Origin of the sequence: Streptomyces sp. TLI_146 (assembly GCF_002846415.1) — a bacterium.
GTDB lineage: Bacteria > Actinomycetota > Actinomycetes > Streptomycetales > Streptomycetaceae > Streptomyces.
Genome location: NZ_PJMX01000001.1, coordinates 281,666 through 295,727, shown reverse-complemented (window position 1 = coordinate 295,727; position 14,062 = coordinate 281,666). Strand labels below are relative to the sequence as shown.

General features: G+C 67.1%; 8 protein-coding genes. 3 read left to right on the top strand and 5 right to left on the bottom strand.

The genetic code is table 11. The features are described from left to right. Positions 1–193 precede the first annotated feature (193 nt). Positions 194–502, top strand: coding sequence for a DUF6192 family protein (locus BX283_RS01315; protein ID WP_257581677.1), 309 nt, complete (start codon positions 194–196; stop codon positions 500–502). 223 nt (positions 503–725) lie between these two features. Here the strand turns inward: BX283_RS01315 and BX283_RS01310 are convergent, their stop codons facing one another. Beyond that, the gene (locus BX283_RS01310) at positions 726–1,313 is read right to left on the bottom strand and encodes a hypothetical protein (protein WP_101385841.1); all 588 of its coding nucleotides are present in this window, start codon (positions 1,311–1,313) and stop codon (positions 726–728) included. A 178-nt stretch (positions 1,314–1,491) separates the two neighbouring features. Continuing rightward, on the bottom strand, positions 1,492–3,252 hold the full coding sequence (locus BX283_RS01305; RefSeq protein WP_257584213.1) for an IS1182 family transposase: 1,761 nt from the start codon (positions 3,250–3,252) through the stop codon (positions 1,492–1,494). Positions 3,253–3,849: 597 nt separating this feature from the next. On the opposite strand from BX283_RS01305, the gene BX283_RS01300 reads away from it, so the two are divergent. Continuing rightward, positions 3,850–5,040 carry an IS110 family transposase gene (locus tag BX283_RS01300; protein ID WP_101385840.1) on the top strand — a complete coding sequence of 397 codons (1,191 nt, stop codon included), beginning with the start codon at positions 3,850–3,852 and terminating at the stop codon, positions 5,038–5,040. Positions 5,041–5,157: 117 nt separating this feature from the next. Here the strand turns inward: BX283_RS01300 and BX283_RS01295 are convergent, their stop codons facing one another. From BX283_RS01295 to BX283_RS01285, 3 genes are all read right to left on the bottom strand, one after another. Then, positions 5,158–5,811, bottom strand: coding sequence for a hypothetical protein (locus tag BX283_RS01295; RefSeq protein WP_101385839.1), 654 nt, complete (start codon positions 5,809–5,811; stop codon positions 5,158–5,160). A 9-nt stretch (positions 5,812–5,820) separates the two neighbouring features. Then, complete coding sequence (locus BX283_RS01290; protein WP_101385838.1) at positions 5,821–10,179, bottom strand: polymorphic toxin-type HINT domain-containing protein; 4,359 nt, start codon at positions 10,177–10,179, stop codon at positions 5,821–5,823. 549 nt (positions 10,180–10,728) lie between these two features. Next, the gene (locus BX283_RS01285; protein ID WP_143676334.1) at positions 10,729–12,333 is read right to left on the bottom strand and encodes a VCBS repeat-containing protein; all 1,605 of its coding nucleotides are present in this window, start codon (positions 12,331–12,333) and stop codon (positions 10,729–10,731) included. 515 nt (positions 12,334–12,848) lie between these two features. Between BX283_RS01285 and BX283_RS01280 the strand changes: the two genes are divergently transcribed. Then, entirely contained in the window at positions 12,849–14,060 is a 1,212-nt protein-coding gene (locus BX283_RS01280; protein ID WP_257584212.1) for an IS256 family transposase, read from the top strand. Positions 14,061–14,062: the final 2 nt, after the last annotated feature.

The window sequence follows — 14,062 nt, the reverse complement described above, 5'->3', positions numbered from 1 at the left end:
CCCGCACCGCAGGGGGTGGGTTTCATGCCCGCGAGTACGAAGGTCGGGAGCGTCACGCGCACCCGGTACGAGGAGCTGGTCGCCGAGGACCGTCAGCTGGTCCTGGACGAGACGAAGATCCAGTTCAAAATCGGGGACGACGCCTTGGAGATAGAGCGGCTGCGTCCGCACGGCGACTCCCAGCCCGCAGTCGATGAGGAACCAGGAGGAGAGCCCAGTGGCCCCGGTGGTCCGGGCGATCGACCGCACCTTGGAGTTCCTGGACCTGGTGGGCACCTGCCACAAGTTCATGGCCTCCACCAACCGTCTGGTGCCGCTGTTCAGGGGGCGTGAACTGCCCCCGGACACACGGGAGATCATCGAGCAGAACCTGTCACGGGTGCGTGCCGCCTGTGACAGGACGGAGTCAGAGAAGGCGGTCCGGGCGCGCCGCGGGGCTATCAGGCGACGCAGCCCTGAGGGGCGGACAGGCCGGGGCAAGGCGCAGGTACCCCCTCGTTGAGGTGATTGGGTTGCCTCGGACCGGTGACGCGCCGGGCCGTGGTTGGTCTGCTGACGGGCTGCCGGCGCCGCGCGAACCTGAGCCGCGCGAACCTGAGCTGGACGGCGATTGCAGCGCCGCAGGGAGTCTTCCCCAGAGCCTGCGGGCCACTGAGGGTGGAAGCGATCAGCCGGGGTGAAGTTCCGGTTGGTGGGCCTGCTGCGTGCCACCCAAGGGACTGGTGTCACAGATGCTTCAAGGATGTCGGAGACAGCCCCATATCCGGATCGTCGGGCGTTCCGAAGAAGTGGGCGTCCCACGCGATCAACTTGTCTCGCAGGCGGGCGAACTCACGGACCGGGTCCCACACGTCATCGCTCGAGACCAGACTGATCTCTGGGCGGCTGAGGCCCTTTGTTCCTTTGACGGTCCGCCATCCGTGCACTTCGTCGTCGAACACCCAGCATCTGTGGAGGTACCGGTTGCGTGCATCGAAGCTGGCCCTGCATCGGTTCAGGTCGTGCAGCAATGCGGAACGGGCTTGGTCCGGGATCTGGTCGTTGGGGGTTGCGGCCAGCCGGGGCTTGGCGTTGTCGATGAAGTGTGAGACGGGGGCGCTGGGCTTGTCTGTATAGGGTCGTTCGACGCCACCGAGGTGGGCGTAGAGGCCGTGCAGGATGTACTCGGTTTCGGCAGCGCGTTGCACGAGCACTCCCAGGCCAAGAGTCAACGCCGTCTGTTCCTCGGTCATCCCTTCAAGCAGCTCGGCTGCGCCGGGAGGAAGCCGGGATGCCTCGGGCTGGGGGAGGTCGGTGGAAGGCGGGAGGGTCATGTGAGGCTTCTGGGCGCTGTGAATGGGGCGATCGTTCGACTGCCGTCAGTGCCAAAGGGTTGGAGGGCGAGGTTGGAGATCCCTGGACGGTGTTACGGGGTGTTGGTGGGGGATTGTCAATGGCCATCTCGTGCGGCTCATCCAAGATTTCCGGATGCTGTTGGTGATCTTCGTTCGATCAAGCGGCGGGCGGATTTTCGGTGTTCTGGCAGAGGCGTTGGAATGGTGTGAGTGGCCGTGGGGTGCGTGGGGGTGTGGTGCCGGGCGGGAAGCACTCGCTGAGCCGGATGATGTTCGTTCCGGCGGCGGTGAGGACGTGCTGAACGTGTACCTTCGCCAGCCCGCGATAGCGGCAGTGGCGCAGGCCATGGGCGTGGACGGTCTCGGAGACGGTGGCCTCGCAGCCCGCACGCATCGCGTAACGGGCCTTCCAGGCAAGGGTTTCCTGCTCGGCGCGGGCCCTGTCTTGGATCTCCTGCTGTGGGCGGGGCATGAGGAATAGATGGCGGCCGCGGCCGCCGGTGTTGCCGGTGCAGGAGAGCCGGTCCTCGCAGGCCCGGCAGGCGGCTCGGGGGAAGAGCACCGAGTGGCCGAGCTGGCCGGCGATCTGGGTGTCGTTCCAGGGTGGGCTGGTCACGCCGCGTGGGCAGGTCGCGGTGTGCTGGTCCCAGTCGATGTGGAAGTCCTGCTTGTCGAAGCCGGGGTGGCGCAGACGGGGAGAGCCCGGCCGTACCGGCCCGAGCGGCATGACGCCGTGGTCGACAGCCGCCTGCGGGATGGCGGCCGGGGAGACGTAGCCGGCATCGACGAGGTGCTGGGCCGGCAGCAGGTCCCGTTCAGCCAGGGCGCGATGGATCGGTTCCAGCGTCGAGATGTCCTGTTCGGGGGCCGTCTGGGTAGTGACGTGGACGATGACGTTCGGCCCGTCGGAGTCGCAGGTTTCCGTCTGATGATCTTTGTAGCCGACCCAGGCCGCCTTGCCCGGCCGGTGGGCGAAGCGGGCCTCGGCGTCGTGTGGAGTGACGGTCTCTGTGCTCGACCAGGGCAACCGCGCCGTGCCGATGCCCGGGCTGCCCTCGCCCGGTCCGTCCAGGCGTCGCGGGGCACCGCGTCGGCTGAGCCGGTCGTGGCTGTCCTTCGGGCCGCGCCAGCTCAGCTGGCCGTCCGCGTCGTACCAGTACTGCTGGATCCACACCTGCCGCAGCACCTGCACCTGCACCAGCGCACGCAGTCGGGGCGGAGCGCCGTCCTGGTAGACCAAGCGGAGCAGCCGCATGCCGTCCTCACCGACCAGCAACACGTACGCGGCCAAGTCCTCTTTCGCCTTGGGCAGCCGGCCGTAGCGGGCCGGACGCCCATAGCGTTTTGCCCATCCGGTAGTGACCATCGGTGCCAGCCACGCGTCATCCGCGGCGGCGAGTTCCTCCAGCGCGGCCCGCAGAGTCTCCGCGACGAGCTCCACCCGGTTCAACTTCCTTGCTGCGGCCAGTACATGAGTGGAGTCCGTGCGCATCTGCCCATGCCGTTTGACCAGGCCCGCCGCCACCATGTGCTCGATCATCACGGCGCGCAGTCGATCCGCCCGACCGTCCTGAGCCATCCGGTCCCGGAACTCGCTGAGCACCGAGAAATCAAAGCCCGGATCATCCAGCTCGAGCCCGAGCCAGTACTTCCAGTCCAGCCTGCAGCGGACCGCTTCGGCGGCCTGCCGGTCGGTGAGGTTCTCCGCGTACTGCAGCACCGACACCATCGCCAGCCGCGCCGGCGACAGCCCCCGCCTCCCGTCGGCCGGAAACCAATCAGCGAAATCCTCGTCCGTGAACAGCTCGTCCAGCCGGTCACGCACCCACATCGCCGCGGTCCCCCGCGGGTTGCTGGCCCGCGCCATCCGCACCGTCAACGGCGGGATCACCCGCCCAGAACTCGACCCCATCGCCATCGCGGTCACCCCTCCGACCGCTCGAACCACCCCGCTGCAACCAGCGGAGCACGCTCGGCACGCCGACGGAAGACCTCACCACCGGCCTTCACTGGGACGAACGAAGATCACCAACAGCATCCGGAAATCTTGGATGAGCCGCACTCGACGGCCACAGACGGGGAAACAGAACGGCCGCCGACGGGGAGCACGAGAGATGGCCATTGACAGAGGAACTGGAAGGCAGAGCTGGATACGTCGACACCCGACGGGTAGACAAACATGTGAAGCCTCTGGGGGATGGTTCTCTTGATCGAAAACCCATCTACCAGGGGCTTCATCACCTTATCAGCACAACTGCCGTGCCTCATAGGTAGGTTGGAAAAGGCTCCCTACATTGTTCTGCGGGAGGCGGTGAGCCCTTCGTATGGTTCACTCACCCAGGGGCACCGGGTGTGGTTGAAAAGGCTCTGCCGCTTGTGGCTCTCACTGATTGGCCGCCCGGTGCCCCACGACGACTCGGCTGCCAATTAGGAATTGCGAATGATCGCTGAGTAGGGAATCGACAGCGAGGTCGTCCGTAGGAGGAACCAGCAGCACACCGCACGGAGGCACCACATGGCCGCGATCTGGGCCGGCATCGACGCAGGCAAGACCCATCACCACTGCGTCGCGATCGACGACAGCGGCCGCCGGCTGCTGTCACGACGCGTCGCCAACGACGAACCCCAACTGCTCGAACTCCTCGCCGACGTCCAAGCTCTCAGCGACGAGGTGACCTGGGGCATTGACCTGGCCGATGGCGGAGCCGCCCTGGCCATCGCGATTTTCCTCAGCCACGACCAGCCGGTGCACTACATCTCCGGCCGAGCCATCCACCGTGCATCCGAGAGCTACCGCGGCGAGGGCAAAACCGACGCCAAGGACGCTGCCGTCATCGCAGACCAGGTCCGCGTCCGCCGTGATCTGCAGTCCTTACACGCCGACGACGGAGCCGTCACCGACCTCAAGATCCTCACGGGCCGACGCACGGACCTGGTCGCCGACCGCACGCGGACTGTCAACCGCCTCCGTGCCCAGCTGACGGGCATCTTCCCCGGACTGGAACGGGCGTTGGATGTGACCAACACCGGCCCGCTCACCTTGCTGGCCGGCTACCAGACCCCTGCTGCCATCCGCCGGATCGGCAGCAAACGGCTGGAGACCTGGCTGCGCAACCGGCACGTACTTCGCGCTGACCGGCTCGCCGAGATCGCCGTCCAGGCCGCCGAGCGACAGCACACCAGCCTGCCCGGAGAGAAGCTGACCGCCCAGTTGGTGCACACACTCGCGACGGAGGTGACGGCCCTCAACCAGCGGATAGCCGAGCTCGACAAGGCTATCGAGGCACGGTTTCGCGACCACGCCACCTTTGAGGTGATCACGAGCATGCCCGGTCTGGGCATCATCCTCGGAGCCGAGTTCCTGGCAGCCACCGGCGGCGACATGAACCTCTTCGGCACCGCCGACCGTCTCGCCGGCTTCGGCGGTGTCGCTCCGGTGCCTCGCGACTCCGGGAAGGTCAGCGGCAACCTGCGGCGCCCGCAGCGATACAACCGCCGTCTCCAACGGGTCTTCTACATCTCGGCGTTGTTCAGCATCCGCCACTGCCCCGAGTCCCGCCGGTTTTACGATCGCAAGCGAGCCGAGGGCAAGCGTCACACACAGGCCGTCCTCGCGCTCGCACGCCGCCGCGTCAATGTGCTCTGGGCCCTCTTGCGTGACGGACGGTGCTATGAGGCGACCCCACCCACGGTTCTCGCGGCTTGACAGACCGCATTAGGAATCAGTGTTTGCGGCGGTCCAGCCCCGGTGGCTGTGGCACCAGCCGAGGGCGGCACTCCGAAATACTCGGGGTGCCGCCCTCGCCGTTGTGACGTGTGCCCGTCAGTCCAGGTCCGGCTTGACGCAGAGGTCCCCGTCGTCGACGAGGAACTCGTTATAGCTAAAGCGCTGGCCGAGCTCGTGGTACCGGTCGTACCGGGATTCGCTGATCGGAACCTGATAGACCTTCATGATCCGTAGGAAGAGCCTGAACCCCAGATCCGGGTCGACCTGGGTGACGACCTGCTCCAACGCCGACACCACGTCCGAGACGGGGTGATAGGGGTGGGTTCCGGTGGCGGCTTCCACCCCAGGCCGGACCGTCCGGATCTCTGCCAAAACCTCCTCCCTCAGCTCGTCACGGGCGGGCCCTGGAGCGCCGGGCGTGAAGGACGGGTCGTCCTGGCCAATTCGTTCGGCGCAGACGTCCACGATCTGGCGCAGCCATGCGCGGCCGTCCATCCCGAGGCGGTCGAGGTCGTAATTCCCACCTGTCGCGGCGTACCACAGAACGGTGATCACTCGGGTGGGCAGTGGTGACTGCAGCAGTCGGAGGGCATCCTCCGAAAGCGTGAAGGCGTAGACACCGCTGCCCCAGTCGGCAGCGGCCGCAACGAGTTCGTGCGGAGTCGCTTCGCCGCCCCACGGCCCGTGGAACCACTTGGTGAGACCGCTGAGCCCGAAGTCGACCCAGATGTCCTGACGTTCGTGTGCCATGGTCCTCTCTCAGATCGGGTAGGACGTGTAGACCATGTATCCGGGCTTGTGGGGAGTTCGTTTGAGGGTGATTGCCACGGTGCTCCCGGCCGCACGCGACGTGCGGTCGTAGCTAAAGACCTTACCGAGCGAGGATCCGCCGATGTCGATCTTGATCGGGAACAGCTCCAAGGGGCTGTTGGAGTCCTTCGCCGTCTTGGCCATCCAGTTCTTCAGCTTCTTCTGGTTCGCCATGTTCTGCTTCGGGGTACCGCCGGTGAGCCACTTCTTCATGGCCTCGTCCACCGCGCCCTGGGCGACATCCAGGCTGGTCCAGACACCGGTCACCCCCTGGCGGCCAGCCTTGTACTCGTCCATGGCCTTATTGAACGCACGCTCATCGTCGATGTTGACGTGGTCCTTGATGGTGTGCGCCCCTCGGTCGTCCTCGTGCAACTGGAGGTTCATGCAGTTGTGGACCAGTACGTCCTTGGAACCCTCCCCCTCGGTGCTCACGAAGAATGTGTGCAGGTGGTCGACAGTCAGGTCGTACACCGTTCGTGGCGCGATCCCGGTCCGATCGTCCAGACCGATGACCGTGTGCAAGTCACCTTCGGGACCGCGCAGCCGATCGGCTCTCCGCAGGTCCGACACGAGGGTCCAACCACGTTCGGCAACATAGACGCGGTGTCCGGCGGTGCTGGTCAGGCTGGTTCCGTCAGCGAATGCGACGTCCACGAGACGGTCGGTCTCGTGCTTGAAGGTCGAGCCGACGGGCTCGGCCCGTCGATCGCCGGTCTCGGGATCAGCCGTCAGGACCAGGTCGCCGATGGTCAGCGAGCTGATTGCTCGGTGCGCGCCGTCCGCCATCAGCACCTGTGTATCGCCCGGAAAGCTGTTTCGCGTGCAGGACGTGAGCGCGTCCTCGACAATCATGGTCTCGCGCTCGATGTTGGCCATTACCTCGGCGTCGAGTCCCAGCGCCTTGAGTGCCTTGTAGGCGTCGCCGACGCCGATTCCGGTCTGCAGCGCGCCGTCAAGCGCACGGATCAGGTCGACGGCTTGGGTGATCTTGGACGGCGGAATGAACCAGGTCGCCGCCAAGGCGCACCCGCCGATGCTGCCCTTGGCGCAATCGACGAAGTCCTGCGTAAGGCCGTCCCACAGAGCCTTGAGGATCGCTTTGTCGAAGATCTTGGTGATGTCCCAGTTGCTGAAGTGCTTGGTGACCTCGGCGGTGTGCTCCTTGGTGTCGCGGCCCAGCCAGACGATGCTGTCCCCCGGGCAGGTGGCGGCGTCGACGTCGTCGGGAGCTCCGGGGTCGGTGCACAGGAAGAAGTCGAGGGTCAGTTTGAAGTGCAGCCGGAACTTAACGTCGCAGCCGCTGTTGCCCATGCCAAGCACACAGTCGTTCAGGGGCTTGGGGTCCTCCATAGGGTCGATCTTCTGCGTGGTGAACATGTGCGCCACGCCGGTGGCCCCGCCGGTGTCGATGGTCTTGCGGGCTTCCGCGTTCTCGGTACGGGTGGCTGCGGTGTCGGCGTCCTTGGCGGCGCCGTCGGCGTTCTTCGCCGCGGTCTCGGCCGCGGTGGCGTCGCCTTCCGCCTTCGTCGCAGTGGCGTCGGCGCTGGCGGCATCTGTCTCAGCGGCGGTGGCGGCCGCGTCGGCGCTGGCCGCGTCCTTCTCGGCGTCTGTGGCGTCGCGGTCGGCGTCGTTGGCGGCCGTTTGGGCGTCGTTGGCGGCCATCCCCGCGTAGTACGCGTCGGTGCCGGCTTCGGCGGCGTATTTCTGGGCGTTGTCGTCGGCCTTCTGGGCGGCCTTGGCCGCCTTGTCGGCCTCGGCTGCCGAGGCGCGGGCCGCTTCTGCGGCCTTGACGGCGCGGGCGGCGTCGGCTGCTGCTGTCGCGGCTGCTTGGGCTGCGATCTTGGCGTCTCCGGCGGCCTTGTCAGCGAGGGCCTTGGCGTCGACGGCGGCCTTTGCGGCTTCCTTGCTCTTGGCCTCGGCTGCCGATGCCTGCTGCTCGGCCAGGGTCTTGGAGTTCTGGCCGATGAGGACCGCGAAGGCTGCCGAAGTGTCGAGCTCCTGATACGGGGAGCCGATGGAGATTGCCTCGTCGGCGGCCTTGGTCACCGCAGTGGCGGAGTCGCGGGCCCCCTGGGCTGCCAGTGCCGCAGCCTGGGCGAAGCCGGAGGTCTTGGCCGACCAGGCAGAGGTCTTGGCCGCCTCGTCCTTGGCTGCGTCTGCTTCCTCGCGGGCCTTCTTCGCAGCGGCCTGCGCCTTCTTCGCCTCGGCGTCGGCCTGCTCGGCCTTCGCCTTTGCTGCTGCCGCCGCGTCGATGGCCTTTGCGGCCGCCGCGTGCGCGGTCGCCGCCGCCGCGGTGGTCTTCTGGAACGCCGACCATGAGGCATCAGCTGCCGCCTTCGCGCGTGATGCTGCGGCCTGGGCCCGGGTCGCAGCGGCCCGGGCGTTAACCGCCGCCGTGGAGGCGTCGTTGGCAGCTGCACGGGCCGCGGTCGCTGCCGTCACCGCATCGTTGGCAGCCGTGCGCGCCTCGGTGGCTGCCTGCCGCGCTCCGCCTGCCGCGCCTTCGCTCTCGGCGGCGTCCGCAGCCGCTTCCAGTGCGGCGGCCCGGGCCTCCTGTGCCTTCTGCTCCTTTTCGGCCTGGAGAGCCTTGTTCCGAGCAGTGAATGCCCTGGCCTCCGCTGCTTCGGCTTCCTTGCGCTTGTCGCTCGCCGTCGCCCCCGCCGCCTCGGCGGAGGTGCGGGCGCGGCCCGCCGCGTCGCGTTCCGTCTGGGTCCGCGCTTCGGCTTCCCCGGCCTTCTTGCGTTCGCTGGCGGCGGTAGCCGCCTCGCGTTCGGCGTTGGCCTTCTCTGCTTCGGCGATGCCGCGTTGCTTCTTGGCCTCGGCGGCGCCGGCCTGGGCGGTCTTTTCCGCCTTCTCCGCGGTGGCCTGGGCGTTCTTGGCGGTGGTGGCGTTGCCTGCGGCTTCCTTGGCCAGCTTCTCCGCGGAGTCGGCGGCCGCCTTGGCCTGGGCTGCCGCTTCCAGGGCGGCGGCCTTGCGGAACTCGGTGTTCAGCGCGTGCGACTGCGTCTGGGTCAGGGCGTAGAGGGCCTGGCTGTCGGCCATGTTGGCCTGGGTGGCCTTGGAGGCGGTCAGCACGGTCTTGGCTGCCGCCTGGGCCGCGGCGTAGGAGGCCTTGGCGACCTGCGCGGCCTGCTGCGCGTACAGCAGGCCCCGGCCGCGCGGCACCTTGTTCTGGTCCGCGATCGCATACGCCGCCTGCTGCGAGGCGGCTGCCTGCTCGGAGGCCGTCTTGGCGCGGGCGACGGCGGCGTCCGCGTCCTTGACCAGCTGGGCGGTCGTCTCCCGGGCGGTCACCAGACGGCGCGAGGCGTTCTTCTGGTCGGTCAGGGAGGGCTTGTTCCAGGCGTCGGGATGGTCGCGGAACCACTGCTGCCAGAACAGGATCTGGTCCGCCTGCCAGGACTGGCGGATCGCCTCGATCATCAGATCGGCGTTGGTGCGTGCCTCCTTGGAGGCGGCGGCTTCGGCGGTAACGATCTCGTTGCGCTGGGTGGCCTGGGAGGCGTATTCCGCTTCCCATTCGGTGTAGGCCTGGGTGGTGACGCCGGTCAGGACCCGGTAGTGATCGATGGGGTTCTGGCTGTCACAGGAAGCCCAGGCCGCCTTGAGGAACTCCACCTCGGTGCGGAACTCGGGCGAGTCCGGCTCGGGCGCCTTGGTCGCGAAGCCGCCGAATCGCAGGAATGTGGCGATGTCGTTGGCCGAACCCGGATTGCCAGCCGTGGTCCCGAGGCCGTCCATCTCGCCGCTGCCGGCCCGCTCCTTGTACTTCGTGGCCCAATCGTCGCCCTTGGTGTCGAAGGCGTCGTAGACCTCCTTGGCCTTCGCCATCGCCGCAGCACCGGGCCGCGGCGTGGGGTTGTCCCAGAGGTGGGGGACGGACCAGCCTCGCCCCAGTTCCGTGAAGGCGACGATGTCGGCCCCGAACGCCGGGGCGTTCCAGGGCCGCCCGGCCGAGGAGTTCGTCGAGGCGTAGGGCTTGTTGTCCTGGTTGAGCTTGTCCTGGCGCCGGTAGAAGGTGGTTTTGTAGTTGTAGCCAGTCTCGTCGTCCTTGGACTGCGCTGTGTAAAGCTCCTCGCCTCCCCAGCCGCTGTTGCTGGTGAGTGCCTCGTGGATTGCGGAGTCCGGCCCCGCGAGCTTGGCGCTGACCACCGTTCTGAGCGTCGGCCCGGTGTAGTGCAGGATGTTGCCCAGTCGGCACCTGTCGGCGCGGGCTGTCTCGCCCAGGCTCATCCGCAGCGACCTCTGGTAGGGATCCTGGGGGTTGTCCTCACCCCGGCTTATGTCGTCGGCGCGGGCCGGCATCGCTCCCATGATCCCGCTGAGAACTGCTGCAGCCGTCAGCGCCGCCGTGCCGCTGATCCCTCGCGCGCGGCCAGCGCGTTGTGCAGGCCGCGCCCATAGCGCTCTTCGTTTCACGATATTCCTCCCCTTGGTGATAGTTCATGCCGCGGGGGAGGGGCGGCAGTTGACGTGTGCCAGATGGACCGCGAACGGCCTGCTCCCATGCGGGCGCAGCAGAAACACGCCCGGCCCTCCCCCCGGAGGCCCCCGATCCTTACGTGGCGGCTACAACCACGAAAGGCCCAAATCGAACTTTTACTCGAAATAGCCTGGTGTGTGGCCGGAACCGACGCAAGCTGGCGCCTGTCGGTGGACCCGGCCTGCAGTCGCGTCCCCATCGGTTCTGGCCCTTGCCCACTGCCGAGCTCGCAGGCAGCGGCACGCGGGACTGGCACGCGGCCCGCTGCTTCCGGGGACCAGCCGTCTTGGCTGCCATGCTGTGCTGGCCGCTACCGTCAGCGCCTTCCTCCGCCTGGCTGTGTGCCGGGCGGAGGGTCTTTGTGTGTCGCTTTAGTACAGGGCCTTGTAGGTGTTCCAGCCGCCGCCCATGGCGACGCGGCCCTTGAAGTTGCCGGTGCCGTTGGCGTCGTAGCGCCAGGCGGTACCGGAGGAATCGACACCGATCAGGTCGGCCCGGCCATCGCCGGTCAGGTCGCCGGGGACCGCCAGCATGCTGTACGCATTCCAGCCGCCGCCGATGTCGATCCGGTCACCGAAGTTGTTGCGACCATTGCCCGGGTACAGCCACAGGTGCCCGCTGCTGTCGCGGGCCAGCAAATCGGGGATGCCGTCACCGCTGATGTCTCCGGCACCCACGAGCTGGTTGTAGGCGTTCCAGCCGCCGCCGATGTCGATCCGGTCACCCAGCAAGCTTTTGCCGTTACCCGGGTACAGCCACAGGTGTCCGCCGGAGTCACGGGCCAGCAGGTCGCCGTTGCCCTCGCCGGTGAGGTCACCGATGCCCGCGAAGGCAGACATCACATTCCAGCCGCCCCCGTTGTCCTGATTCCCGATGGCGAGGTGTCCGTCGGAGCCCACCTGTGTCAGCGTCGACCAGCGCGAGGTGATGTCCAACGAGGAAGCGGAGGACAGCTTCTCCAGCGGCACCGCCGACACGTCCCCGTCCATGGGCAGGCGCGCGTCGAACTGTCCGTCGCCCTTGGGCAGGTAGTAGTTCAGCTGTCCCGCACCGTCCCGGCCGATCAGCTCGTTCTTGCCGAGGAAGGGGTTGCCGCCGGCATTGGCAAGGACTGTGCCCTGCCAGTTCTCTCCCAGCCGCACTCGGGCGCCCAGGACACCCTGGGCCTCGAAGGGGTAGGCCCACAGCACCCCGGAGACATCGCGCGCAAGCAGGTCGATGTGGCCGGTGCTGTCGTCCATCGCCAGGAGCTGGTTGTAACCGTACCAACCAGAGGCGACCTTGACGCGTGCCTTCAGCGGATCCGCTGCCGCCCCCGTACCGGCGTAGAAGTACAGATCCCCGGACGGGGTCCGGCCCACCACGTCGCCCCTGCCGTCACCGTTCACATCCCCCACACCGACCAGTTGGTCGAACATGCCCCAGCCGGTACCGACCTTCACCCGGGACGCGTAAGGAGACGCCACATTCCCGGTGCCCGTGTACAGGTACAAGTCCCCGGACGGGGTCCGCGCCAGCAGGTCGTTCCTGCCGTCTCCTGTGACATCCCCTGGCACGAAGAGCTTGTTGTAGATGTTCCAGCCGTTCTCCGACCACGGCACCACACCGAAGGTTCCCCAACCTGTCGCGGTCAGGTTCGACTCCAGCGTGAGCGTTCCCGACGGGGAGAGGATCAACAGTTCCGGATGCCCGTCACCATCAACGTCGCCGGGCTCGATGAGATCCTTGAACCCTCCGTCAGGGGTGACATACAGGGTGCTCTTCTCCTGCTTCCACCCCTTCAAATACAGACTGTCGTCCAGCGTCCGCACCAGCAGATCGCTGACACCATCCCGGTCTACGTCGAACCGAGGCGTCATCGGCGCAGCCGCAGCCCCCGCACGGCGCGCCGCCGCCATCCGGCGCTGTCGCTCCGCAGGCAGTTGCGCCGACGGCACCACCGCCTTGCGTATAGCCGGCTTCAGCGGGACCTTCACCCGTGCAGCGCCGCCGTCGGCGGACGCAGAGCCTGCCAGCAGTAGCCCGGCCGCCGCCGCCAAGGCCGTGCACGCAGCCAGGCGCCTGCCCCGTACGCGCGCAAAGGACACAATTCCCCCCAAAGGAATTCAGAAATTCTGATCAAGATGGACCCCTCACCGCCGCGCATCCCTCAAGGGCACCTGGCTACAACACGGCAGACCATGCCCGGACGTGGGTCCACCATCCAGCCTGGTCAGGGCGAGATCGCAAAGACCCGTGAACCCTACATCGAATGCCCGTTCGCGAGAAGATCCACCTCACAGCGATCGGCGAGTACATGAGAGCCCCTGCGCTGCGTCGCCTCAGTCAGGATGCGGTCCCCCGGGCCCGGCACTCGGGAGTGTCCAATAGACGGCGGATCCGATGATCAAGGAGATGCCTGATGAGCGAGACCATCACTGAGCACGGGGCTGTGGAGGAGCCGGTGGTCGAGTCGGCCGCGGAGGGGGTGTCGGACGAGCAGTTGATCGCGATGCTGGTCGGCCGTGCCCGCTCTGACGGTCTGCAGCTGACCGGGGAGGGCGGGCTGCTGCAGCAGTTGACGAAGCGGGTGCTGGAGTCCGCCCTGGAGGGCGAGATCACCGATCACGTCGGCTATGACAAGCACGACGCGGCGGGCAGGAACAGCGGCAACAGCCGCAACGGCACCCGTTCCAAGACGGTGCTGACCGACGTCGGCCCGGTCGAGGTGAGGGTGCCCCGTGACACCGCCGGCACCTTCGAGCCGCAGCTCGTGAAGAAGCGGCAGCGTCGGCTGACCGGCGTGGATGAGATGGTGCTGTCGCTGTCCGCGAAGGGACTGACGCACGGCGAGATATCGGCTCATCTGGCTGAGGTATACGGCGCGAGCGTGTCCAAGCAGACCATCACCACGATCACCGACGCGGTGATGGAGGGCATGGCCGAATGGCAGGCCCGCCCGCTGGACCGCGTCTACCCAGTCGTCTTCGTGGACGCCATCAACGTCAAGGTTCGCGATGGCAAGGTCGCCAACCGTCCTGTCTACGTCGCGATGGCCGTCACCGTCGAAGGCACCCGCGACATCCTCGGGATCTGGGCCGGTGACGGCGGCGAGGGCGCCAAGCACTGGCTCCAGGTCTTCGCCGAGCTGAAAAATCGCGGGATTGAAGATGTCCTCATGCTCGTCTGCGATGGCTTGAAGGGACTGCCGGACGCGGTCGAGACGGTCTGGCCCCGCACTGTCGTCCAGACGTGCATCGTTCTTCACTTGATTCGCAACAGCATCCGCTACCGTGCCCGCCAGGACTGGGACAAGCTCGCGAAGGATCTGAAGCCCGTCTACACCGCGCCGAGCGAGGCCGCCGCCACTGAGCGGTTCCTGGAGTTCTCCGAAAAATGGGGCACCAAGTATCCGGCCGTGATCAAGCTGTGGTCCGATGCCTGGGCCGAGATGGTGCCCTTCTTGTCCTTCGACGTCGAGATCCGCAAGGTGATCTGTTCAACGAACGCGATCGAGAGCGTGAACGCCCGCATCCGCAAGGCCGTCCGGGCCCGCGGCCACTTCCCCTCGGAGGCCGCCGCGTTGAAGTGCGTCTACATGGCGCTGATGAGCCTGGACCCGACCGGCAAGGGCCGGCGCCGCTGGACGATGCGATGGAAGGCCCCGCTCAACGCCTTCCAGATCGCCTTCGAAGGCCGCCTCACCCCCACCACCAGCCACTGAAC